Below are 24401 nucleotides of genomic sequence, written 5' to 3'. Positions count from 1 at the left end.
ACCACCTAATTCATAATATGCCGATAAAAATAAGCAAAGTAGCAAAAGACCTCAACATCGCATTGCCGACTGTCATCGACTTCCTGCAATCGAAAGGCATAAACGTTGATATGAACCCCAACACTCGTATCGACGACAATGCCTACAACATGTTGGTCGCACAGTATGGCAATGACAAGGTACCCGCAAAGAGTGCCGAACGTCAGGGCAAGCCTGCCACAGCCGCAGCGCCCGAAAAAAATACTCAGAAACCCACTGACACAAAAGAACCCTCGGGTGTCAACGGTCCCAGGGTGATAGGTCACATCCAGCTTGACAAGCACGGCAACCCCATTGCTCCGGAAAAGCCTAAGCCCGCTCCCCAGGAGCCGGCTCCCGCACCTAAGGCTGAAACAAAGCCCGAACCCAAACCGGAACCCAAGCCCGAGCCTGCCCCGAAGCCTGCTCCCGCTCCAAAACCCGAGCCTAAGCCGGAACCCAAACCCGAGCCAGCTCCCGCTCCCAAGCCTGAGCCCAAGCCCGAGCCTAAACCGGAACCCAAGCCCGAGCCCGCACCGAAGCCTGCCGAGCCCAAAGCCGCAGAGCCTAAAGTTGCAGAGCCCAAGCCGGCAGCAGCTCCTGTCGTGGAGAAAAAAGAGGCTGAAATATTCACCACCGGTCCGGTCACCGGAGGTCCGCAGCTTAATGTAATCGGCAAGATTGACCTTTCGGCAATCAACCAGTCGACACGCCCCAAGAAAAAGAGCAAGGAGGAGCGTCGCAACGAACGCATCGCCAAGAGCAACCAGGCAGGTGCCGGAGGTAACTCCGCGGCCCAGCAAGGCGACCGTAAAAAACGCCGCCGCATAGGCAAAGAGAAAGTTGACATCGAAAAGACTTCCAATCAGCAGCCCGTGCAGCGAGGCAACGAAGGTGGTGGTAAAAACAATAACAACAATAACTCTTCACAGCAGCGCCACGACAGAGGCAAGGGCAAGGACCGCAACAAGCGTCCCGTCCACACCGAAGTCAGCGAGGAAGATGTACAGAAGCAGGTAAAAGAGACTCTCGCCCGCCTTATCAACAAAGACAAGGGTCAGAAAAAGGGCGTGAAGTGGCGTAAAGAAAAGCGCGAGGCATTCCAGTCACGCGAGCGTGAGGCCGCCGAGATGGAAGCGGCAGAGAGCAAGGTGCTTAAACTCACCGAGTTTGTAACCGCCAATGACCTTGCCGTAATGATGGATGTCCCCATCAACAACGTCATCGCCACCTGTATGAATCTCGGTGTGATGGTGTCAATCAACCAGCGTCTTGACGCCGAGACCATCAACATCGTGGCTGAAGAGTTCGGATACAAGACAGAATACGTGTCGGCTGAAGTTGTCGAGGCGATACAGCAGGAGGAAGACAGCGAGGAAGACCTCGTAAGCCGTCCGCCGGTAGTAACCGTGATGGGTCACGTAGACCACGGTAAGACATCGCTCCTCGACTACATCCGCAACGCCAACGTAATCGCCGGAGAGGCAGGAGGTATAACCCAGCACATCGGCGCCTACAACGTGAAGCTTGAAGACGGACGCCGCATCACCTTCCTTGACACCCCCGGTCACGAAGCGTTTACCGCAATGCGTGCCCGCGGAGCAAAGGTCACCGACCTTGTAATCATCATAGTCGCCGCCGATGACAACGTCATGCCGCAGACAGTCGAGGCAATCAACCACGCCTCGGCAGCCGGAGTGCCCATCGTATTTGCCATCAACAAGATAGACAAGCCCACGGCAAATCCCGACAAAATCAAGGAAGAGCTTGCCGCGATGAACTATCTTGTAGAAGACTGGGGTGGAAAATATCAGTCACAGGACATCTCCGCAAAGAAAGGCATCGGAGTCAACGAGCTTATGGAGAAGGTGCTTCTTGAAGCCGAGATGCTCGACCTCAAGGCCAATCCCGACCGTTCGGCAACAGGCTCTATCATCGAGTCATCGCTCGACAAGGGACGTGGCTATGTGGCTAACATACTTGTGCAGAACGGAACGCTCCACGTAGGCGACATAATACTTGCCGGAACCCACTACGGTAAAATCAAGGCTATGTTCAACGAGCGTAACCAGCGCATAAAGGAAGCGGGTCCCGCAACTCCGGCGCTCATCCTCGGACTGAACGGCGCGCCCACTGCCGGCGACACATTCAACGTGATGGAGACCGAGCAGGAAGCACGAGAAATCGCCAACAAGCGCGAACAGTTGCAGCGTGAGCTCGGACTCCGCACCAACAAGCGCACCACCCTTGAAGAAATCGGACGCCGCCGTGCAATCGGCAACTTCCATGAGCTCAACATCATCGTCAAAGGTGACGTCGACGGTTCAATCGAAGCGCTGTCTGACTCTCTCATCAAGCTCTCGACTGAAGAGGTACAAGTCAATGTGCTCCACAAGGCTGTCGGTGCCATCTCTGAAAGCGATGTCACTCTTGCGGCCGCTTCCGACGCCATCATCATCGGATTCCAGGTGCGCCCCTCTCAGGCAGCACGCCGTGCAGCAGAGCGCGAGGGTGTGGAAATCAGGCTTTACTCTGTCATCTACCAGGCTATCGAAGAAGTCAAGGATGCAATGGCAGGTATGCTCGCTCCCGAATTCAAGGAAGAAGTTGTCGGCACAGCCGAAGTGCTCCAGACCTATCATATCTCGAAAGTCGGCACCATCGCCGGAGCCATTGTGCGCGAGGGTAAAATCAAGCGCTCATGCAAGGTGCGCCTGATTCGCGACGGCATCGTGCGCTACACAGGCGACCTCGGTTCGCTCAAGCGCTTCAAGGACGACGTCAAGGAAGTGCTCACCGGCTACGACTGCGGATTAAGCATCGCCGGCTACAATGACCTTCAGGAAGGTGACTTCATCGAGGCATTCGAGCAGGTAGAGGTCAAAAAGCAACTATAAACCGGAAGTTGACTACAGCCATGAAAATGGCTTACATAAACATAGGTTCCAATCAGGGCGACCGCAGGGCTCACATAGAGCATGCGGTCGCCCTGATTGCCTTTATAGCAGAGTCACCGATACGACGCTCCGACTACATCGAGACCCCGGCATGGGGCTACGACTCATCCTCAACATTCCTCAACATCGGCATCGCATTTGCCACCTCGCTCACCCCGGAGACACTATTGAAAAAGCTCCTTGACCTACAACACTCCATAAGCCCGCTTTCCCACCGCGATGACTGCGGAAACTATATTGACCGCGAGATTGACATCGACCTGATAGCGCTCGACGACACAGTAATTGACACCCCGTCACTCACACTCCCCCATCCTCGCATGCACCTCCGCGATTTCGTGCTGATACCGATGACTCAGCTCGCCCCCGGCTGGCGACACCCAATACTTCACCTCACGCCGGAAATAATGCTCCGGAACCTTACGGCGGGCAACTAAAACTCCCGTTTCTACATTGGTTTCCTATCAGCCGCCGGTAACTTTGCCGATGAAAACCAACGTTAATCTTCTACACCATGAACACACCCAATCTTATCGTAGCGGCTACAGTCGCCGCAGCCGAAGCAGTCACCCCGGTAAAAGCTAAAGAAAAGGCAAGCCACTTCACCATCACAGAACTCACGCGCAGCACTACAGCCCGACGTCAGGGCATTGACAACACTCCGCCCGAACAAGCTGTCAAAAATCTTCACAGACTTATCGACACCGTGCTTGACCCTGCACGTGAGCTCTTTGGCGCGCCTATATATGTCAACAGCGGCTACCGCTGCCGGGAGCTTAACCGCGCGGTAGGAGGGGCGGCACGCTCTTATCACATGTCGGGAAGGGCAGCCGACCTAAACACAGGCTCAACTGAAGGCAACAAAAGATTATATGAAATATTAAAGACTCTCCCCCACACAGAACTAATCTGGGAACGTGGCGGGACATGGATACATGTCGCATATTGACATGACTGACTAAAATCAATATCTCTTGGTAAGAGAGCATTAACAATATGGCAAATTTATGATATTTATGGGATAAATACAATTTTTATTGCAAAATTCGCTTAAAAACAAACCCGAGAAGAGTAATTTCAAATCAAAAAGCAGCAAAAAGAATCGCATGTTTTACATTTTGCAATAGCCTGAGGTGTCATTCAGTCGATTGCAGGTCGAGTCATCTCTTACCAAGAGATACTTGCTAATACATCACACTTAATACGATTTTTTTGCAATGAAAAGACTGATTTTTCCTATTATTTTAGTGCTCATGCTTTCAATGACAACTGTGTCATGTGGCTCAAACAAAGTGGCAAAAGCCTCTTATCCCGAATACACATCAAAGGGAAATACTGGCACACGTACGGTAACCAAGGTCAAGGAAGAGCTCGACGAATGTGAGCAAGAAGCCCTTAACGCGCCGGCAAACGAACTGCGCGCCTATGCCTCGGCAATAGATGAAGACCGCGACTTCGCCCGGCAGCAGGCAGTATTGTTTGCCAAAGCCAACCTTGTCGATCAGATTGAGTCAATAGTGCTCAATGTAATGAAAGGCTACCGTGGCAAAATCAAGGCTAACGGCAAAGCGAGCAGCGAGGCCGACATACGCCAGGACGCAGGCTCATTTGCTGAAAGCGTTGTTGAAAACTGCCGCATAATATGCTCCAACAGATACCGCATGTCTGACGGCACATATGAATGTACGGTATGTATCAGCGTCCCTGCCGAAGGAGCCGAAAAAGCAGCCGGAGCCACCGTGCTCACCGACGATGAACGCCTCGGTGTCGAGTTTCATGAGGAGCAGTTCCGCGAATCTTACCGCGAAGGGCTTGAACGTTTCCGCAAGATGAAAGAAGAACGCCGTTAATCCCTTTCACCCTAAACTTCATTCTATGAAAAGACTGATTTTACTCCCGCTCCTGCTCCTCTTGGCTTCGGCGTCAGTTACCGTGGCTGCAAAGGAAAAGTCTGACAACATGAAACCGCGCTGGATGACATCATCACTGCCGTCGCCCAAAAGCCCCGGCTACATATTCATTACAGCCCAGGGCACAGGCAACTCCCTTGAAGAAGCACGCCAGAGGGCGCTCGTGAACCTCACGACAAAACTTGAACATGAGCGCGGACTCGTCATCAACAGTTCCGTAAAGGTCGACAAGGAAGCCTCACGCATTGCCGGCGCAAAGTCATCCGTCACCCGACAGCAGTTTCAGATGGAATGTACCGAACGCGGAAAGGAAATAGTAATCACCTGCCGCGCTGTCGATGAATACTGGGAGAAAAACCACGGCACTTATACCGTCACCGAGCTTTACACCGTCAATGACAATAAACGTCCCGGCGAAGGGAGCAACAACGATGACATACGCCTCACTACCTCCTACGGCGCGGCGCCTGTGTTTTACTCACTTATACCCGGTGTAGGGCAGTTCTCCAAAGGTAGCTATGTGAAAGGCGGCTTTATGCTCGGCGGCACGGCAGTAGGCGCCGCAGCAATTATACTCTGCGAGAACCAGCGCGCCGACTGTGCCAAGAAGATGCGTGAAAAGCCGCAACACTTCGACTTCTACCGCAATAAAAAGTCACAGTGGGAGACCGGACGCAATGTGGCAATCGGCGTGACAGCAGCGCTCTATGTCTACAATCTTATTGACGCAGCCGTAGCTCCGGGACGCAGGCGCGTAGTAGTCAAAAACCGCAGCTACAACTACACTCTCGCGCCGGTAGTCTATGAAAACGGCGCAGGCGTAGGTCTCGCCTTTAACTTCTAAAATCACATTTTTACATTTTAATAAACCAATCTATGACTAAATTTTTCAAAACACTTATTTTATCAGTAGTGACGATACTGTCATTCTCGGCATGCTCTGAAGACCCGGAGGATTCCACAGGTAACATCTACGGACTTGTCATCGACAATATCACCTCCGACCCTCTTGAAGGAGTGGTCGTCAAGATTGTCCCGGGAGGCACAAGCACCAATACATATGCCGACGGCTCCTTTGAGTTTATAGACCTTCAGCCAGGCAGCTACACCTTGCAGTTTTCCAAGTCAGGCTACGCCCAGACCTCGGTAAGCGTGGATGTCATCGCCGGAGTAAACCATCCCATATCCGTACAGATGCACAAATCCACCCAGGTAGCCGAAATTACAATCAACCCCTCTTCTTTAAACTTCGGCACGACCCAGACACAGCTCAACATCACCATCACAAACAACGGAAATGCCACAGCTGAATGGTCGCTTGACCTTGGTGAAAATGACGCATGGCTCAAAGCCTCTCAGGTCGGAGGCTCTATACAGGCAGGCCGCACACAGAGCGTCACCTTCTCTGTTGACCGCAACTTCCTTGCCTCAACCACTTCTGTGGTAATAAACCTGCATGCCTTTGGTAATTCCTATCCCATATCAGTGTCATGCGCTCCCGCCAATGCATCTTCATCCATGCTAATTGAGCCGTCATCAATCAATTTCGGCACCGACCTCACCTCGCAGACCATCACCATCCGTAATGTCGGCAAGCAGGCTCTCACCTGGAACACCACCGGCAATATCGACAACGCTATAACCGTGTCACCCGACAAGGGCACCGTAGCTCCCGGCGGAAATTCAGTAGTGGTCCTTTCTCTCGACCGCTCTCTCATAGGCGAATCCTACATCTCGACCGTGACATTTACCGATGGCGTTTCGGAATCCACCGTTGTAGTAAGCGCCAATAACTCAGGCGGCAATATCCCCGGAGGAGATGACAACAACCCCGGAGGATCGCTTGTCGTGACCAACGGTCTTACCGCCTATTACAAGTTCAACGACTCATTTGATGACCTCAACGGCATTTACGACGGCTTCGGAATCAATGACCCCACCTTTGTAACCGGAGTGTCAGGTCAGGCGGTAAAATTCTCAAAAGCCAACGAGAGCGCCTGCTGCATTCCTTACGGACTGATTAACTCCAAGGCATTTACAATAAGCTTCTGGGCTAAGGATCTTGCCGACGGTCTTATTTTCTACTCGAAATGCAATGACAACAGCAACCGTTTTGTTCTCTCGATGGATAACGGCAACCTGAAGTTCATCTGTTCAGTAAGTGCCAATAAGTATGATTATGACAATCATCGCTTTACCCACACCAAGATTAACGATGGTCAATGGCATCACTATGCAATCGCCAGCGACTATAGTTCAACTACTTATAACACTTGGACCTCTGTACTTTATATAGACGGTAAAAAAGTCAGCACACTTACAGAAAGGCTAACTTCCAACCTGGGAGAGTCAGATTATCCCAACGAATTTGTTATCGGCGGAGTGTGTGACAACTATACCCACAAGGTCACCTGCTCCAACTTCTCGATGGACAACCTGCGCGTATATGACACCCGTGTACTTACCGCACAGGAAATCAAAGAGATATTCAACGCTCAACAGTAATATAACCTGAACCTACACTATCCCGTCATCTCCGGCATAAGGCGTAAAGGCCTCATCCTCCCGGAAATGACGGGATTTATTAAAATCAATCTTAGACCTTCTCTTCACCAATGAAAAAATCGGCAATACTAATCCTGCTGCTGATTCCGGCGATGGCACTGTCATTACCGGCTCAGACCTCAACGTCAGGCAACTTCGAGCGTTTCCGCAAAGAAAAACGCGCGCAGTTTGAAAAATACCGCCATGACAAAAGAACCGAGTTTGAACAGTACCGTCGGAAACTGAACGAAGAGTTTGCCGATATGATGGAGCGCAACTGGAAGGACTACGACCCGTCACCCGAGCAGAAGCGAAAGGAAAAGCCAAAACCGACAAAGCCGCTTGATGCTGAAAACACTAAAATCATCAGCCCTCAGGAAATCCCGGTCGACGTAGTGACTCCGCCCGAGCCTGTGATACCCGACATTCCCGTGACTTTGCCGCGCGTCACTCCCGGCAAATCCGCCGACTATCCCGTGACATTCACGTTCTACCACACCCCCTGCGGAATCAACAGCTTTGACACCTCGGTCCTCGACTTCAGCAACATTTCTTCAAGTACACTTGCTTCGGCATGGCGGCGCCTGAGCGGTCACGCCGACACTGAAACCCTTGTCAACGACTGCCTGCGGCTACGCGAGGAGCTGAATCTCTGTGACTGGGGCTATGTGAAAGTCGTAGAGGCAGCTGCCAAGAAGTTATATCCCGCCTCTGCCGACAAGCAGGCGTTTCTCACCGTGTTTCTCCTGAACCAGTCGGGCTATGACGCAAAACTCGCCTCACGCGACGGCAGGCTTCACGCCATGGTTCATCCAAGCCACACACTGTACTTCAGAAGCGGAACGATTATCAGCGGCAAGGCATATTATCTCATCAGTCAGTCGGGCAAGAGTTCATCGGCATTTAAGGCATGTGACACTGACTTCAGAAAAGGTGCCACCCCGATAAGAATGGTGATGAACCGCATTCCGGCATTTGCAGCCGACAAGACAAAGTATCGCACCTACACGTCGTCAAAGTGGCAGAAAGCCCCTCCCGTCGAAGTAAAGGTCAATCCCTCTGTAATCGAGTTCATGAACGACTACCCTATTCTCGACTGGAATCTTTACGGACTGTCTCAGCTGAGTCCGCAAGTCAGGTCGACCATCTACGCGGCACTCTCCGTAATCATCGAGGGGATGGACGCGGTGGAAGCGGTCAATACGCTGCTCGACTATATGCAGACCGGTTTTGAATACATGACTGACGGCAACCAGTTTGGCTACGAGAAGCCCTTTTTCTTTGATGAAAACTTCTATTATCCCGCCAATGACTGCGAAGACAGGGCAATACTCTTTGCCGAGTTTGTAAAGTCATTGCTTGGCCTTGATGTGGTATATCTCAACTACCCGCGTCATCTCGCCACAGCCGTAAGACTCCCCTACGACATCGACGGCACCTATGTCACGGTCGACGGAAAGAAATATTATGTATGTGACCCCACATGCATCAACGGGAAAGCCGGCATCCTTGCCGCCGTGTACTCCGCGTCACGCCCTAAAGTAGTAAAAATCACTGAATGATGGGATTCTGTCGCAAAATAATGTCGCTTCCGCTGTGGATAAAGGGAGTCATCGTCACCGCAATGACATTCCTGATTTCATGGATTGCTGTCTACGACCTGATGTCGGTCTCCTTTTTCGCGCCTATGGAGAAAGCCGCCGACTTCCGGTTCAGCGACTTCTACACCCTTGTCGCCAATGACCGCGCCGTAAAAAATCTCCACCCGTCGGTAGTGGTGGTCGCCGTCGACCGGTGCAACCGGCGCGAAATCGCCGCCACGATTGAAGATGTAGACTTCTGCAATCCTGCGGCAATAGGGCTTGACATAGCGTTTTCCACACCCCGCGACACAGTTTACGACCCCCTCGCCTCAGCTATCGCCTCCTGCCCGCGGCTTGTAATGCCGGTAGTCGCTGAGGAAACCGGCGACGGTACCTACACGGCGGTCCACACATCTTACTATGACCGTTTCGCTCCCGACGACGCTACATTTGCAGCCGTCAATATCGAGGGCGATAAAGAAGCGCGGTTCACGGTAAGGGAATTCATGCCCTCGTTCCCGGCACAAGGGGGCGGCTACATACCCTCGCTCACCCTCGCTCTTATCGAAAAAGCCGCGCCCGACATCGCGGCAAAGGTAAAGGCACGCGGCGGCAAAAGCGAGTCGCTGCGATTTGCCTCCTACGAATTTGAGACGATATATCCCGACGAGATACTTGAATACCCTGAATTAATCGAAGGGAAAATCGTAATCATTGGAAAAGTCAATGACGCGGGCGACCTCCACTCAACCCCGCTTGACAATTTCACTCCCGGGGCAATCATACACGCCCACTCGGCGGCGACAATGCTCGACGGCGACTTCACGCGCCGGCTCTCAGCTGTTGAAAGCTGGCTGATTGCGGCTGCCGCATGTTACTTAGTCGTGCTGATAAGCCTTTTACTCGCCGAAAGCACCCTCGGCGACATCACCGTACGATTCATTCAGATTGCCGCCCTTTATCTTATGATAACATGCGGGGCACTCGTCTATATACGCTTCAACATAGACCTCGACTTCACCGGCGCCATGCTGATGACTTCACTCGGAGTCGTGGCGTGTGACATTTTCAACGGCATCTTTGCCGACGATGGAATAATAGCCATGTGCATTACTAAAATCAACCGTCTCATCACTATTACAACCGATATAAGAAATGAAATTTATGCAAAATGCTCTTTTAAAAATCTTTTCCGCAATTCTGCTGATGATGACAGCGACGTCACCCTCTCTTGACGCCGCGCTTAAAGTCTACAGGGTCAAAGGCGACATAACCCTGCGCAGCGGCAACTCGTGGACTCTGCTGCAACGGCGTGCCGAAATCAAGCCTACCGACATGCTGCGCATACCCGCAGGAGGCTCGGTAGAGATACTCGACACCGACACCCGAAGGATATATTCTTCAGTGTCGTCAGGCGAAATGCAGGTAAGCTCACTCATATCAACCGCCATAAACGATGCCTCCGACATTACACGGAAAGCCAACACCCGCATACTTACATCATTAAGCGAAAACAAGGCGTCAGGAAAATCCCGCTTCGGCAACACAGGACTCTCGATGCACGACACCGACTCCGAGACCGGCGCCCTCGCGACTCTGGATCTTGCCACTCCCTATCTGCAACAGCTCATCAACCTCCCTGCCGATGCCGCTTATGACGACTACAGCGACATAATACTCATTCGCCGCGACATCGACGGAGAGCGGGAGACATTTAATTTCGCGGTGTTCAACACCCTTGACATCCCCCTCTTCATCAACGTGATCGACCAGAACCCCGACAGCGATGACATAACTTTTTACTTCAACGAAAATCCGCTTGTCAATCCACGGGGCGAAACAGTGATCGGTCACTACCGCTACCTGTTGCCTGAACGACCCGCGGGGTATATCGTGATAGCTTCCGACCGGCAATTCACACCCGATGACATCCGCTCGCTGCTTCGTGGAAACACCGCGCCCTCGGGAGGCGACTTCTTCTATTCCCTGCTCCGCATCTAATCACCCCTATTTAAACCCACATCATTATGACTATCAAAAAATTTGATTCAACTTTTGACACAGCGCTATGGATTATATTTCTGGCGCTCTGTGCAGGTTCATGGTTTCTGAGCAAAAAAATCTGTGCGCCGGAATATGAACATGTCGAAAACCCTATCGTGAAAAACTATCTGTATACCGGTAAAAACGGCAGCAAGACAGAAGCGCAATATGAGGCGGTGTGGTATCACCCCGACTTTTCATCACCCCGCATCAAGTTATACGACAGCGAGCATGACAAAGCCTACGATATTAAAGACGAATATCTTCTTGAATATCAGAGCTTGATGCCCGAAAGCCGTTACAGTGACTTTTTCTACCGCTGGTTCTGGGTGTGGGTGGTACTATTCGTTATCATATCGGCAGTGGCAACCTATTACCTCGGAGGTGCAATACGTGACAATATCCTCTATCAGAAAATAAAGCGCGACCCTACATTCAGCGATGTCGCCTACTTCCTTTACACTGACAGGGTGAGCTGCCGCGACAAAGCAAAAGCCCTTATCCCGGCGACTATCGACAAGTATATCAAAGATAAGATACCTCAGCTTTCACAGAAATATTCACCGTCATTTGTCAAGCTCATAATCCAACTCTTGACCACCATACGGTATCAGAACGACACAAATATAAAATTTTTCATGTCATATCTTGAAAACACCACTGACCAGCTCTCTTATCTCAAGTCGCTTGCCGCCGCATGGGCGTCACCTCAACGAGACAATCATCCACAGGCGCAACAGATACGCGAGCAGATTAGCGCACTACGCCAAAACAAATATGTGAAAATCGAAACCTCAATAACCCCCGAAGACGTGTCGGCGATTGTCACCCGTAAGCTCAACGCTCTCTTTACCGAAATCATGGGTAGCGAGGTGTTCTCGTTTGACGCCTATGAATCAAAATATCTTGACACGGTTAAGATGCCCGGCAACATATTTGTAACGATAGAGACCGAGAATACCCCTCGCACATTTACATGGAGCGGCTCGGAGTATAGCAATTGCAGTTTTCCGGGCATAGATGTGAGAATGACAATATATCACTATGTCAACAGAGAGAAGAATATATTATGGGACAGGCTGCTTGACGCGAAATGTACCTATAAGGCAGAAAACCTGAATGTGACCGACCTCTACGACAACATGATTACAAAGACACTTGAATCGTTTGACGAATCATTAAAGAAATGAAGCACCGACTTATAATCATTTTGCTCATCCTGATGACATGGGGCGTCACACATGCCACCATATCATTTACCGACTCGATTACGCGTGTCACCCTCAATCTCCCTGACGATGTAGAGATTACCGCGTCATCACCTGTCGCCTACAAAAAACTGGAAGCCAATCTACCCGACGGGGGAACGCTGTCAGTATACTCGGTAGTTAATCCAAAAAACGAGACCTACTCATGGAACTACCTCAACAATTTTGACGAGAGCTATGGCATACCGCGTGAGGATGTTGAGCTGAATGGCGATGTCAACGGCAGGAGAAGGATATATGACTTCAAAACCGAAAAAGGCACCCCCTTTGTGCGCTGTGTCACCATTATCCGGGGCGTGAATTACGCTCTCTATATTCAGGAAAATGCGTGGACAGCCGACAAGCTCATCTCACCGCAGCTTGTAAATGACAGCTATTTCCCCAATCAGGTTGATGTCGAAGCCATAGGAGGAGTGCGACGCGCCTCGTTTATCGCCATCGACTATATACTTCCTGTCATATTAATAGCCCTCGGAATAATACTGAGATTAATAAGGAAGTCGTTGAATGAAATCATGAAATATCTGGCAATAGGTCTCTTTGGAGTGATAGAAGCTGTATACCTGTATATGTTTGCCTATTTCACACCCTTCGCCGCTATTTTGTGTGGAATCTCCATCTCATTTGTCACATACCTGTTACTGTATTGCACCACATGGGATGAGTTTTGGCGGCATCTTGACAATGTGGTAAAAAACATCGACTGAGACTGACGATATTTTACACGAGGCGGAGCAACGGGCTTGTCAAGCCTGCTGCTCCGCCTTTTTCTTTTCAAGAAATTCGTTGATGCCGCAAAGATGTTCTCTTACGCGACCGCCTCCGAATTCATATACCTTTGACACCAGTCCGTCAAGAAAATCGCGGTCATGGCTTACCACGATGAGTGTGCCGTCAAAATCGCGCAACGCCTGTTTCAATATATCTTTTGTCTTGAGGTCAAGATGATTGGTCGGCTCGTCAAGGATGAGAAGATTTATCGGTTCGAGCAAAAGCTTAATCATGCAAAGGCGCACCCTTTCACCGCCCGAAAGCACCTTCACCTTTTTCTGATTTTCCTCGCCTCCAAACATGAATGCCCCCAGGAGGTCGCGGATTTTCAATCTGACATCGCCTACGGCTATATCGTCAATGGTCTGGAACACGGTAAGATTCTCGTCAAGCAACGCGGCACTGTTTTGAGCGAAATATCCAATCTTCACGTTATTGCCGAGAGTAAGAGTGCCGTCATGGCTTATCTCATTCATTATCGCCTTCACCATCGTTGATTTTCCTTCACCGTTCCTGCCGGCAAATGCCACTTTGTCGCCGCGCTCGATGGTAAATGTGGCATTGGAAAATACCGGCACCCCGTCGTAGCTTTTACCTACTCCTTCAGCTATCACCGGATAACTGCCGCTACGCGGACATGGCGGAAATTTCAGGCGCAATGCCGACGTGTCTTCCTCATCGACCTCTACTATTTCAAGCTTTTCAAGCCATTTCACCTTGCTCTGGACCTGATAAGTCTTCGAGTAAGTGCCCTTGAACCGCTCGATAAACTCGCGCGCCTCGGCTATCTGTTTCTGCTGGTCATCATATTGCTTCTGCTGCTGTTGGCGGCGTTCTTTACGCAATTCCAGATAGTGGCTGTAACGAGCCTTGTAGTCATATATTCTGCCAAGCGTCACCTCGATTGTGCGGGTGGTGATATTGTCGATAAAACGACGGTCATGGCTGATCACCACGACAGCCATAGGACTGTTGATTATAAAATCTTCCAGCCATCCGATTGATTCGATGTCAAGATGATTGGTCGGCTCGTCAAGCAGCAACACGTCAGGCTTGCGCAAAAGGAGCTTTGCCAGTTCGATGCGCATGCGCCAGCCGCCCGAGAACTCCGATGTCGGGCGGTTGAAGTCACTGCGCTCGAAGCCCAGTCCGAGAAGTGTCTTTTCCACATCCTCCTCAAAATGGGTCATGTCGATTGCATAGAATTTCTCGCTTACCGCCGACACTTTCTCGATTAGCTCCATGTAGGAATCGCTCTCATAGTCGGTACGCGTGGCAAGCTCATTATTCATCGCCTCAATCTCCGCCTCCATCTCTTTGATGTGGGCAAACGCAAGCGACGCCTCCTCAAAGACCGTGCGCCCGTCCTCAGTCATCATATGCTGTGGCAGATAGCAGACATTGCAGTCTTTCGGGATTGAGACCGACCCGCGTGTAGGTGTACGTATACCGGCAAGAATCTTCAAGAGCGTACTTTTACCGGCCCCGTTTTTACCCATAAGGGCTATCCTGTCCTTCGGGTTAATGACAAATGACACATCTTTGAAAAGGGTCGTCCCTCCAAATTCGACAGTTAGTCCGTCTATCGATACCATAGTTTTAATCTGATATATAATTTAGCAATCTTTGTTGCAAATTTACGCATTTTTTCCGAGCTTTCCGTCACTATCACCGCACTCGCCCACCCCTGCCCCCAACACCGACAACCGACAACTGAAAACTGAAAACTGAAAACCGAAAACCAAGAAACCCTTCCCCGCAAGGGGATAATCCATTTGTAGCCGGGGGTTGAGCGCAGCGATACCCCCGGAAACCCGCACAGAAGAAGATGTTTCCGCAGGAATCATCAATGACAATACAAGATGATTCCTACGGAAACAAAGCCGTCTTGGATTGCTTACCATCGGTATCGCTCCGCTCAACCGACGGCTAAACAAAGATGATGCCCTCCGGGCAACCTCACATCGCCAACTGCATCCCCCCTATGGGGAATAAATCCCGGTGTCTAAGCGACATTGCTCATTTGACAACAACCTTGCAGACTTGGCAACCTGACCTTACAAAATATACACCGCTTTGTAACGTCCTGATTCGGGTTGCCGGACCTGAATACACTGCAAAACCTGACATATTGATTACGACAATGTCATTATCGCTTTCCACAATAAGGTCATGCCCGTCTACGGTTACATTCAAAACACCGCTCTCCGCTATATCTATACCGTTGATTTCGTCAACCTTGACAAAGCAGTAAGCTAAAAGTCCGCTGCCGTCGGTAGTAACTGCAATTACCTCAGCCTCACCCGATGAAAGTGCTGCGATATTACCCGACCCGTCTACAGACACAACACTCTCATCGGTGCTATACCAGTTAAGATATTGGTTTGTCGCATTAGACGGCATGATTTCCGCGATAAGCTGCAACTCATCACCCGGACGCATAGTGACTTCATTGTGATTTAACTTTATGCTTTCAATCGCCACCGATATCGGCTCTATGTTAAAGTGGCCCCAAAAACTGGAATAACGATATTTCGCCACACTCTCGGCAGGCACGTACACAGTGCCGGTAAATGTAGTGAGGATTTCATTAGGAATAAAATCATACGCATCTGTAACATACGGAGGTTCAACTGCATTGCAATAGATACTTTGCATATTTTTGCATTGATTAAAAGCAGTCGCATTCAATGAAGTCAATGTTGAGGGGAGCCTAATTGTTTTGAATTTGCCCTGACGGAAAGCGTAGCCGTCAATAACATTAATTCCCTCGGGTACGACAAATTCTTCAAGATTGCCAATATAAAGACCAAATGCATGGTTACCAATTGCATTCTCACTATTATAATCCTCATTAACCATATTATTGGAGCTTCGCCAGGTAAATATTGCGCCCTGACTTTCCATAAATGCATGTTTAGGAATATTTTTAAGGCTTGTCGGGAGAGAAACCTCTCTTGCACGCACACCATAGAATGCACCTTCTCCAAGATTATATAATCCATCAGGAAGATCTATCGTTGTTAATGCGGTGCTGTTAAATGCACGTTCACCTATAGATTTTATGTTTTTGAAGTCAATATTGTTAAGCATCAAGCATCCGCTAAACGCATAATCCTCAACTTCTGTGACAGTAGGCGCAACGGTTATAGCCTTCAGCGACTCGCACTTACAAAACGCTCTTGCCGGTATTGATTCACACCAGTCTCCAATTACAGCTTCTGACAATGCAGTACTCTGAAATGATCCTTTTTCAAAACTCATCTCAGCATTAAACGGAAAATTGGAAAGTGACTCACATTCATAAAATGCCTCAATACCGACATGCTTGATTCCACCCGGAATATCCACTGATTCAAGCTGACGATTCAAATAAAATGCCTGATTACCAATAGTATCACACTGTTGTGCAGAGAAACGCTTAAGACTGCACCATCCTACGGGAGCCACTACCGACCCGTTAATGTATCTTGGGTGACCAAAAGACCTGTCGCATATCTTGCCTACTTTTCCTTTGACAATTATCGACTCTATATTATCGTCACTTGTCCCAGGAGAATGTGTCCCCACAGGATTATCAATAATATTACAATCGCCCTCTACAATTATCTCTTTGAGGTTGTCACATCGGAATCCGGAAAAGTAATCCATCGGAGGCAATGTGACACTTACAAGATTACTACTGCTGAAACAACCCGGTTCTATACTTAATAGCTCTTTTCTATTTTCAACCGATTCAAATATCAGCTTGGTCATGTGACAGCCATTAAACAAACCTTCTTTCAGCACAACCACCTCAGGACTAATCTTGACACGATAAGGAGAAGTACCCCAAAACACATTTCCGCCGACACTATCAGGATTGCAATCATATGAAATCTCCGACAATGCTGAACAACCCCCAAAGCTACTGCATCCAAGATACCTGATTGACGGACCGAGGTTTACTTCTGAAATATTCTTACACCCTTCAAATGCAAAATATCCTATATAAATGGAGTCAGAAGAGAAGCCAAGGTTCATTTCCAAAATATTCTCACATTTGTTAAACGCATAATTTCCTATATAAGTTACCGACTCCGGTATAGCATCCAACGAAATAGCGCTATTCTGAAACGCCCGGTCTCCTATATATTCCAACCCGTCGGGTAATTGTATCTCGCAGTTCGATTTTACGCCAAATGAGATGTTATCTGAAGAGCCATTGATGCGCTTCAACGTAGACGGGAAATTTATTTCATTGATTATATAACGAGCATAACCGTTAACGGTATATTCGTCAAGATCAAAGGAAGAACCTATTACCCTTGTACCCTCTTTAAAAGTAAGCACTTTTTCATCAATCACCGATGCATAGTCATATTTATAGGCAATATTGCCAATATACAAGACACCATTCTCCCCTTTAAGATTATCTTCCCAAGGCGTTCCCCAAAATGCGCGATACCCTATATCAATCAATGTAGAAGGTATTGTCACCGAAGCAAGATTCTCACATCTTTCAAATGCATTGCCGCCTATATATTCAAGTCCTTCCGGCAAGTCAACACCCGTCAAAGAAAAAAGCTTGCTAAACGCCCCGGCTCCAATCGAACGCAGCCGCCCTGAAAATTTTAATTCATTTATTTCGTTTCCTGAAAATGCCCCATAGCCGATATCTATAGCACCTGAAAGATCCACACACCCCTCAATGCTGCACATTCCAAAACAATCGGCGCCTATATATGATACACCCGATAAATTGACCTGACGCAATGAAGCCACATTAAAAAAAGCATAATCTCCTACCGACTCCACCGACTGAGGCAGAATGACGGAAGTCAAGGCGGTTTTATTGAATGCCGACTCTCCTATTGACGTGAGCTCCTCAGGCAATACAACTGATGAGAGATTTTCTGCGTGGTAAAATGCCCTGTCGGCTATTTTAGTAACTTGCTCCGGAATGTCAACCCCGTTAATTGATGTACATTCATAAAAAGTAGCCGTGCCGATTTCTTTGATAAACGATGGCATGACAACTTTTTCCAATGTCGTGTTACCGGCAAACAATCCGGCGAGATTATTTCCATAGACAGAGACAATTATGTTCATGCCGCCGATAGCGCCGATGTCCTTGGTTTCAGTTTCAATACGTGGATTGTCGGACAGATAAAACCTCATAATCTTGTTGCCCAGAACTTCACCTGAATAGTCACTTAGAGTATATGCCTTATACTGACCTTCATCGGCGGCAACTGTAACATTGCTCATGTCAAGATTCCTGACAGTCAAAATTTTCCCGGTTCCGTTACCGAGAAATTCAAGGTCAGCCGAATTAAGCGCACCCTCAACGGCAAGCGAGTTTATACGCGAGCCGTCAAGCTCCATCACCTTCTCCATTAAAGTTCCGGGAACTTCTACCATAACCTTGATGTAATCACTCTGGGCGACAGCACTAACCGAAAATCCGAGCAATGCCAAAACCACAAGTACACGTTCACAAACTTGTCTACAACGCGACTTGACTACCATATTTATCATAGCAAAACTGTGTGTGTGTTTCTCAATCCTCCAAGAAACGTTTTTATAAATAAAAAGGTGTGAGGATTGTATCTATGTCTTATCTAATCTCAGGTCTTGGCATACCCATACACACGATAAGACAATAGCCCCACACCGATTGGTTTATATACTATAAATAAGTATATACACAACAATTAATGCAGGTGCTATTGCAATATTATCTTGAGTGTATTACAAACCGCCAAGTTTGAGATTAAAGATAATAATTCAATAACACCTTTTTGTTATAATTAAGGCAAAGATATGCAAATTATTATATCTCTCAAAATTATTTTAACACATAGTTTCCAAAATCATTCTGACCATCTGTCCTTCTGTATCAATCTCCAGCCCCCGAAATCTGACAACCGACAACTCTCAGCCCAATTTTTTGCCCTTTCATAAATAATTGCTAACTTAGCGAGACTAATAACTTTTACTGAATTGGCATGATTGATATACATCGCTATTGTGTGATTATGTGTGGAGGTATCGGCAGCCGTTTCTGGCCTTACAGCCGTGCTGAACGCCCCAAACAGTTTATTGACTTTTTCGGGACAGGCAGGTCGCTGCTACAGATGAGCTTTGACCGAATATTGCCGATAGTTCCTAAAGAAAATATAATTATCGTAACCAACGACCAGTATGCCCCGCTTGTAAGAGAGCAACTGCCGGAACTTGACGAGTCACAGATATTGCTAGAACCCGCGCGCCGCAATACAGCCCCCTGTATCGCCTGGGCGGCATATCACATCCTGGCGCGTGACCCGGAGGCTTCAATGATTGTGACCCCGAGCGACCACCTCATCACTCGCGAGGCTGAATTTGTAAAGGCCATCCAACACGGCTTTGAGTTTGTAGAGACCCATGACTCCCTGCTCACTCTCGGAATCAAGCCCACACGCCCCGAAACAGGCTACGGCTACATCCAGATAGGAAAACCCGTGACCGACGACATCCTGAAAGTCAAGACCTTCACCGAGAAGCCCGACATAGAGCTGGCAAAGGTGTTTCTTGAAAGCGGTGAGTTTTTCTGGAACTCAGGCATATTTCTCTGGAGCGCCAAGTCGATTGTCAACGCTCTCCACGAGTATGCCCCCGACCTCACCAACACATTTGACCGCGGAGAAGGCGTATTCGGCACTCCTGAAGAAAAAGACTTCATCCTCAAGGAATTTCCGGGCTGCGTAAGCATCTCCATCGACTACGCGGTGATGGAACGCGCCACCAACGTCTATGTCGAGTGTGTCAGCTTCGGATGGAACGACCTCGGGACCTGGAGCGCCCTCTACGACAATTCGCCCAAGAACCGCGAGGCAAACGTGACTCAAAACTGCCGGGTGCTCGCCTACAACTCCACCGGCAATATCTTTGCCGTGCGCGGCGACAAGCTTGTAGTGGCAAACGGGCTCAAAGACTATATCATCGCCGATGCCGGCGATGTGTTGCTCATATGCCCGAAAGCCGACGAGCAGACAATCAAGCAATATGTTAACGACGTAAAACTTGCTTATGGCGACAAATTCCTCTAACTCAAGAGTGCCCGTGCCGGAATTTCCTTTCCGGCACGAGGTGCCCTTGCAGATACGGTTCAACGACATCGACATGCTCGGACACCTTAACAACTCGGTCTATATCCAGTTTTTTGACCTTGGCAAGAGCAGCTATTTCCAGGCTGTACTGCCCGACGGTGTTGACTGGAAACGCATAAATATCGTTGTAGCCAATATCAACTGCGACTTCTTTGCACCAACATATATAACAGAGCCGATAGCTGTGCGCACGACCGTGACACGTATGGGAGAAAAAAGCTTCTCCCTTGAACAGCGTATCGTCAACACCGCCACAGAAGAGGTGAAGTGCATCGGCAAGACTATCATGGTAGGATTTGACCTCACTACCGGCAAGTCGGCTCCAATCGAACAGAAGTGGATAGACGCGCTTGAAGCCTACGAACAGCGCAAACTGTAAAACGACGAAACCACCGATACAGCCCGTTTGCCAAAAATGAAGACCCTATATGTCAGCGACCTTGACGGCACTTTGCTCGGCACCGACAGCAAGGTAAGCCCGCAATCGGCGGAAATATTGTCGCGACTCTCGGCAGAGGGCGCATTGATAACCGTGGCTACGGCACGAACCCCGGCAACGGTCGAACCGCTGCTCGCCGATGTAAAATCCTCGCTGCCGGCGATTGTCATGACCGGAGCCTCGCTATGGGACAGAAACACGCGGCGCTATTTCGACACCCGCTTTATCGACGCCGCGACGTCGCAAATCGTCAGAGAGGCTGCCGCGCGCCACGGAGTAAACCCGTTTACCTACACTCTCGGCAAAAACGGCATACTTGAAATATACCGCAACGGTGACCTGCAGCAGTGTGACCGCAATTTTATCGACGAGCGCTCCGACCTGCCGCTTAAACGCTTCCACCTCAACACCCCGGAAGGCGATGACTACGCGTTGCCCGACACCGTCTTGTTTTTCGCAATGGGAAATCCCGACAGGATATTCCCCCTTGCCGATGAACTCCGGGCTACCGCCGACTGCTCGGTAAGCAGCTATATTGACATTTTCGGCAACGACACGGCAATCATGGAGGTGCTTGCCCCGGGGCTGAACAAGGCCAATTCAGTAAAGAAAATAGCCTCTGACTGCGGCGCAGGGCGCATTGTCGTCTTTGGCGACAATCTCAACGACCTCTCCATGATGGAGATAGCCGACACCGCTGTCGCCGTCGCTAACGCCCGCGACGAGGTAAAGCGACGCGCCGACACGATAATAGGCTCAAATGCAGAAGATTCAGTCGCCCGCTTCATTGCCGACGACTTCCGCGCCATGCAATAATTGCCGGAAACTCCGCGTTAATCATGAGTATGGCAAACATTTATGATACCCGACGCTACGGCACGATGGCATTTCTTGTCATCGCGATAGCCTTAGTGTCGATATTTCTCTATATCTCCAACCGCATCGTGCAAGACCTCGCATCCCAGGAACACGAGCGCATGGAAATATGGGCCGATGCCACAAAGTCAATCATCACAATGGATGACGATGACATAATGGGCACAACCCCGGGCGACATCGACTTCCTGCTACGCATAATCGAAGGCAACCGCACCATTCCGGTGCTTCTCACCGACGACCGGGGAACCATACTGATGCACCGCAACTTCGAGCTTCCCGAACCGGTCGACTCCCTCAACCCTCTTTTCATATCGGCACGCAACTCGGAGTATCTTGAAAAGAAACTCGCCCGACTGCGCAACACCTCCAATGTGATACACATCGTCATCGCTCCCGACGAGTGTCAGCATCTGTATTATGAAGACAGCCGCCTGCTGCGCCTGCTCAACTACTATCCTTACATCCAGATTCTCACCATGCTTATATTTGTCACCGTAGTCTATTACGCGCTTATATCGACAAAGAAAGCGGAGCAAAACAAGGTGTGGGTAGGACTTTCCAAAGAGACGGCTCATCAGCTCGGCACTCCTATTTCATCACTCATGGCTTGGATGGAACTGCTGGAAGCGACAGGGGTCGACTCCGACACCGTGGCAGAGATGAACAAGGATGTGCAACGGCTGTCGACAATCGCCTCGCGATTCGGCAAAATCGGGTCAAAGCCACAGATGGAATGTGCCGATGTAAATCATCTTGTGTCGAAAGCCGCAGGCTACATGTCGTCGCGCATATCCCGCCGCATAAAAGTCAATGTGATTACCTCCGACACTCCATTGAAAGTCAACCTCAGCGATTCCCTGTTTGAATGGGTGATGGAAAATCTGATAAAGAATGCAGTTGACGCGATGGATGCCGACGGCTCAATAACAATAACCATCCACCGCGAGCGCGACAATGCCTGCATAGAAGTCACCGATACCGGAAAAGGATTGCCGCGCAAGCGATTCAAGACCATTTTCAACCCCGGCTATACAACCAAGAAACGCGGCTGGGGACTCGGGCTTACACTTGCCAAACGCATTATCGAGCAATACCATAGCGGGAAGATCTATGTAGCCTCGTCAGAAATCGGCGTCGGCACCACTTTCCGCATTGACCTTCCTCTCTGTGACAAAGAAGAAGCATAGTAATCCTGCACTTTTTAGAATATTTTTCGTATTTTTGTCATTATGCCATCCGGTAACATTGACAACACATTACATTATGAAAAAATTCTATTCACTGTTTCTTGCAATCTTGCTTGGCGGCACTACCGTTATTGCCGCTGAAAATGTAGTCGACACAATCACGTTAAATGACGGTGAAAAGACACCGTGTCACGCAGAATCCATCGTCACCCGCCGCGCCGGCGACAACGATGCCGACTGGACACAATGGCTCGAAATGGGTTCAGTCAATGTGACATATTGCGGAGCTATTTACACCAATGTCAACCCCGAGCTTCCCATACTGATGCGTGCCTCTGTATCAGAACCGGGACACATACAATACCGCATCGACGGTTATCTTCTCACCAATGTCTCGAGCGAGGAGGCGCGTCCGCTCATAATCGACATAATAGACGACCGCCTTTACGTCTACCCGCAGCAATTGCCGAAGCTAAAAGTTAACAACGAAGACGGCACACCCTTTGAAGGCACCCTCTATGTCACCGACTATTCCTCCTACCTTGACATGGTAGGACTGAGAGACCTATATGAATTTGACACGGAAAAACTCAGTTTTGACCTCTGGCTCATCTACTACGACAACAACGGTAATACGCTCGGCGACGGCACAAACATCATCGAGAAAGTAAGATTAAACCTGCCCGGATGGATAAAACCACCGGTCATCTTCACTGTCGGAGGCGACACTGACTCGGCGGTCATGCCGGTCGAAATCGGCGAGGCGGTAGACCACTATGACTATGCCGTAGTAAAGGGAGGCGGCTATGATGCCGATGACAGGTCGCTCGGACAACGCGTTGCCGAAAAAGACAAAACCCTCGCCATAACCACAAGCGACCCGACCGACCCCGATATAAAGTTCACGGAAGGAGAAGGGCGCTACACAATAGGATTCACCACCTACGACGCCGAAGGCAACCCGCTGTCTATCTCCAACGGCATTATCTACTACATGCCGGAAGATGCAGCCAACTGGCAGCCGATAGGCAAGCGCACCATTATTGACGGATTCCTGCCCGATGTCTACCACTTCGAGTCAACACCCTATCAGGTGGAAATCGAAAAAAGCCTTGTCACCGACGGGCTTTACCGCATTGTAGACTTCTATGGCGAGACATATCCCCACGCATCAAGAATCATCGAACGCACCACCGACTTTCCTGTCTACACTTATCTGCACTGCGAGAACCCGGAGGCATGCTATATCTCCGAGACCTCCACGGGGGTGATATTTGATTCAAGCGGTGAAGTCACCGTCAGCTCCACCCCGGAGGACTATTTCATCAGACACGGCTACGACCCCGAAACGGCAATCAAACTGATGCCCGAAGGATTTGGCAAGCTCTCAGAGGGTGTATGCACTTTCGCCGCCGGCTCTCTTAAAGCTTCCGCCCATATACTCCTTGAAGCCGGATACGGATGGCTTGACACCGGCAAGGAAAGTCCGCTCGTCATCTACCTGGACGCAGAAGCGTCAATCGACACCGTGACAGAAAATATTTCTGATAAATCTGCGGAATATTTCAACCTTCAGGGCATCCGGATTGTTAATCCGCAGGAAGGAAACATTTACATAATGCGCAGTGGCGGTATATGTAAGAAAGTAATCAAATAAACGCAATCTCTG

18 protein-coding genes are annotated in these 24401 nt (G+C 49.5%); 16 read left to right on the top strand and 2 right to left on the bottom strand.

Annotation, left to right across the window (positions count from 1 at the left end; genetic code table 11):
- The first annotated feature begins 17 nt into the window (after positions 1–17).
- From infB to E4T81_RS08455, 11 genes are all read left to right on the top strand, one after another.
- Entirely contained in the window at positions 18–2915 is a 2898-nt protein-coding gene (gene infB, locus E4T81_RS08505; RefSeq protein WP_135043434.1) for a translation initiation factor IF-2, read from the top strand.
- Between the two features lie 26 nt (positions 2916–2941).
- A complete protein-coding gene (gene folK / locus E4T81_RS08500; RefSeq protein WP_167761803.1) occupies positions 2942–3412 on the top strand; it encodes a 2-amino-4-hydroxy-6-hydroxymethyldihydropteridine diphosphokinase in 471 nt (156 codons plus the stop codon).
- A gap of 77 nt (positions 3413–3489) precedes the next feature.
- Positions 3490–3924, top strand: coding sequence for a D-Ala-D-Ala carboxypeptidase family metallohydrolase (locus tag E4T81_RS08495; RefSeq protein WP_135043428.1), 435 nt, complete (start codon positions 3490–3492; stop codon positions 3922–3924).
- 268 nt (positions 3925–4192) lie between these two features.
- Positions 4193–4825, top strand: coding sequence for a hypothetical protein (locus E4T81_RS08490; RefSeq protein ID WP_135043425.1), 633 nt, complete (start codon positions 4193–4195; stop codon positions 4823–4825).
- Positions 4826–4850: 25 nt separating this feature from the next.
- The gene (locus tag E4T81_RS08485; protein WP_135043422.1) at positions 4851–5729 is read left to right on the top strand and encodes a DUF5683 domain-containing protein; all 879 of its coding nucleotides are present in this window, start codon (positions 4851–4853) and stop codon (positions 5727–5729) included.
- Between the two features lie 32 nt (positions 5730–5761).
- Positions 5762–7390 (top strand): LamG-like jellyroll fold domain-containing protein, encoded by a 1629-nt coding sequence (locus E4T81_RS08480; protein WP_135043419.1) that lies wholly within the window; start codon positions 5762–5764, stop codon positions 7388–7390.
- A gap of 110 nt (positions 7391–7500) precedes the next feature.
- Entirely contained in the window at positions 7501–8991 is a 1491-nt protein-coding gene (locus E4T81_RS08475; protein ID WP_135043417.1) for a hypothetical protein, read from the top strand.
- The gene (locus E4T81_RS08470) at positions 8988–10247 is read left to right on the top strand and encodes a CHASE2 domain-containing protein (RefSeq protein ID WP_135043414.1); all 1260 of its coding nucleotides are present in this window, start codon (positions 8988–8990) and stop codon (positions 10245–10247) included. The genes E4T81_RS08475 and E4T81_RS08470 overlap by 4 nt, the downstream gene beginning before the upstream one ends.
- The gene (locus E4T81_RS08465) at positions 10219–11013 is read left to right on the top strand and encodes a hypothetical protein (RefSeq protein ID WP_135043411.1); all 795 of its coding nucleotides are present in this window, start codon (positions 10219–10221) and stop codon (positions 11011–11013) included. Before E4T81_RS08470 ends, E4T81_RS08465 begins: the two co-directional genes overlap by 29 nt.
- A 26-nt stretch (positions 11014–11039) precedes the next feature.
- A complete protein-coding gene (locus E4T81_RS08460; protein WP_135043409.1) occupies positions 11040–12245 on the top strand; it encodes a hypothetical protein in 1206 nt (401 codons plus the stop codon).
- Positions 12242–13030 (top strand): hypothetical protein, encoded by a 789-nt coding sequence (locus E4T81_RS08455; RefSeq protein WP_135043406.1) that lies wholly within the window; start codon positions 12242–12244, stop codon positions 13028–13030. The genes E4T81_RS08460 and E4T81_RS08455 overlap by 4 nt, the downstream gene beginning before the upstream one ends.
- 39 nt (positions 13031–13069) lie before the next feature.
- On the opposite strand, the gene E4T81_RS08450 is transcribed toward E4T81_RS08455, so the two are convergent.
- The gene (locus tag E4T81_RS08450; RefSeq protein WP_135043403.1) at positions 13070–14689 is read right to left on the bottom strand and encodes an ABC-F family ATP-binding cassette domain-containing protein; all 1620 of its coding nucleotides are present in this window, start codon (positions 14687–14689) and stop codon (positions 13070–13072) included.
- 424 nt (positions 14690–15113) lie between these two features.
- On the bottom strand, positions 15114–18605 hold the full coding sequence (locus E4T81_RS08445; RefSeq protein WP_167761801.1) for a leucine-rich repeat protein: 3492 nt from the start codon (positions 18603–18605) through the stop codon (positions 15114–15116).
- A gap of 479 nt (positions 18606–19084) precedes the next feature.
- Here E4T81_RS08445 and E4T81_RS08440 point away from each other — a divergent pair, with 479 nt between their 5' ends.
- From E4T81_RS08440 to E4T81_RS08420, 5 genes are all read left to right on the top strand, one after another.
- The gene (locus E4T81_RS08440; RefSeq protein ID WP_135043397.1) at positions 19085–20167 is read left to right on the top strand and encodes a mannose-1-phosphate guanylyltransferase; all 1083 of its coding nucleotides are present in this window, start codon (positions 19085–19087) and stop codon (positions 20165–20167) included.
- Entirely contained in the window at positions 20148–20606 is a 459-nt protein-coding gene (locus tag E4T81_RS08435; protein ID WP_245207040.1) for a thioesterase family protein, read from the top strand. Before E4T81_RS08440 ends, E4T81_RS08435 begins: the two co-directional genes overlap by 20 nt.
- A gap of 36 nt (positions 20607–20642) precedes the next feature.
- Complete coding sequence (locus E4T81_RS08430) at positions 20643–21482, top strand: HAD hydrolase family protein (protein ID WP_135043394.1); 840 nt, start codon at positions 20643–20645, stop codon at positions 21480–21482.
- Between the two features lie 29 nt (positions 21483–21511).
- Positions 21512–22732 (top strand): ATP-binding protein, encoded by a 1221-nt coding sequence (locus tag E4T81_RS08425; protein WP_135043391.1) that lies wholly within the window; start codon positions 21512–21514, stop codon positions 22730–22732.
- A 76-nt stretch (positions 22733–22808) separates the two neighbouring features.
- A complete protein-coding gene (locus E4T81_RS08420; RefSeq protein ID WP_135043388.1) occupies positions 22809–24389 on the top strand; it encodes a hypothetical protein in 1581 nt (526 codons plus the stop codon).
- The last annotated feature ends 12 nt before the right edge of the window (positions 24390–24401 follow it).

Source organism: Barnesiella sp. WM24 (assembly GCF_004570975.1).
Classification (GTDB): domain Bacteria; phylum Bacteroidota; class Bacteroidia; order Bacteroidales; family Muribaculaceae; genus Muribaculum.
This window is presented reverse-complemented; position numbering and strand designations above follow the sequence as displayed.

Excerpts from the sequence above, each read along its gene's own strand:
- infB (WP_135043434.1), top strand. The coding sequence starts at position 18 with ATGCCGATAAAAATAAGCAAAGTAGCAAAAGACCTCAACATCGCATTG.
- folK (WP_167761803.1), top strand. The coding sequence starts at position 2,942 with ATGGCTTACATAAACATAGGTTCCAATCAGGGCGACCGCAGGGCTCAC.
- E4T81_RS08495 (WP_135043428.1), top strand. The coding sequence starts at position 3,490 with ATGAACACACCCAATCTTATCGTAGCGGCTACAGTCGCCGCAGCCGAA.
- E4T81_RS08490 (WP_135043425.1), top strand. The coding sequence starts at position 4,193 with ATGAAAAGACTGATTTTTCCTATTATTTTAGTGCTCATGCTTTCAATG.
- E4T81_RS08485 (WP_135043422.1), top strand. The coding sequence starts at position 4,851 with ATGAAAAGACTGATTTTACTCCCGCTCCTGCTCCTCTTGGCTTCGGCG.
- E4T81_RS08480 (WP_135043419.1), top strand. The coding sequence starts at position 5,762 with ATGACTAAATTTTTCAAAACACTTATTTTATCAGTAGTGACGATACTG.
- E4T81_RS08475 (WP_135043417.1), top strand. The coding sequence starts at position 7,501 with ATGAAAAAATCGGCAATACTAATCCTGCTGCTGATTCCGGCGATGGCA.
- E4T81_RS08470 (WP_135043414.1), top strand. The coding sequence starts at position 8,988 with ATGATGGGATTCTGTCGCAAAATAATGTCGCTTCCGCTGTGGATAAAG.
- E4T81_RS08465 (WP_135043411.1), top strand. The coding sequence starts at position 10,219 with ATGATGACAGCGACGTCACCCTCTCTTGACGCCGCGCTTAAAGTCTAC.
- E4T81_RS08460 (WP_135043409.1), top strand. The coding sequence starts at position 11,040 with ATGACTATCAAAAAATTTGATTCAACTTTTGACACAGCGCTATGGATT.
- E4T81_RS08455 (WP_135043406.1), top strand. The coding sequence starts at position 12,242 with ATGAAGCACCGACTTATAATCATTTTGCTCATCCTGATGACATGGGGC.
- E4T81_RS08450 (WP_135043403.1), bottom strand. The coding sequence starts at position 14,689 with ATGGTATCGATAGACGGACTAACTGTCGAATTTGGAGGGACGACCCTT.
- E4T81_RS08445 (WP_167761801.1), bottom strand. The coding sequence starts at position 18,605 with ATGGTAGTCAAGTCGCGTTGTAGACAAGTTTGTGAACGTGTACTTGTG.
- E4T81_RS08440 (WP_135043397.1), top strand. The coding sequence starts at position 19,085 with ATGATTGATATACATCGCTATTGTGTGATTATGTGTGGAGGTATCGGC.
- E4T81_RS08435 (WP_245207040.1), top strand. The coding sequence starts at position 20,148 with ATGGCGACAAATTCCTCTAACTCAAGAGTGCCCGTGCCGGAATTTCCT.
- E4T81_RS08430 (WP_135043394.1), top strand. The coding sequence starts at position 20,643 with ATGAAGACCCTATATGTCAGCGACCTTGACGGCACTTTGCTCGGCACC.
- E4T81_RS08425 (WP_135043391.1), top strand. The coding sequence starts at position 21,512 with ATGGCAAACATTTATGATACCCGACGCTACGGCACGATGGCATTTCTT.
- E4T81_RS08420 (WP_135043388.1), top strand. The coding sequence starts at position 22,809 with ATGAAAAAATTCTATTCACTGTTTCTTGCAATCTTGCTTGGCGGCACT.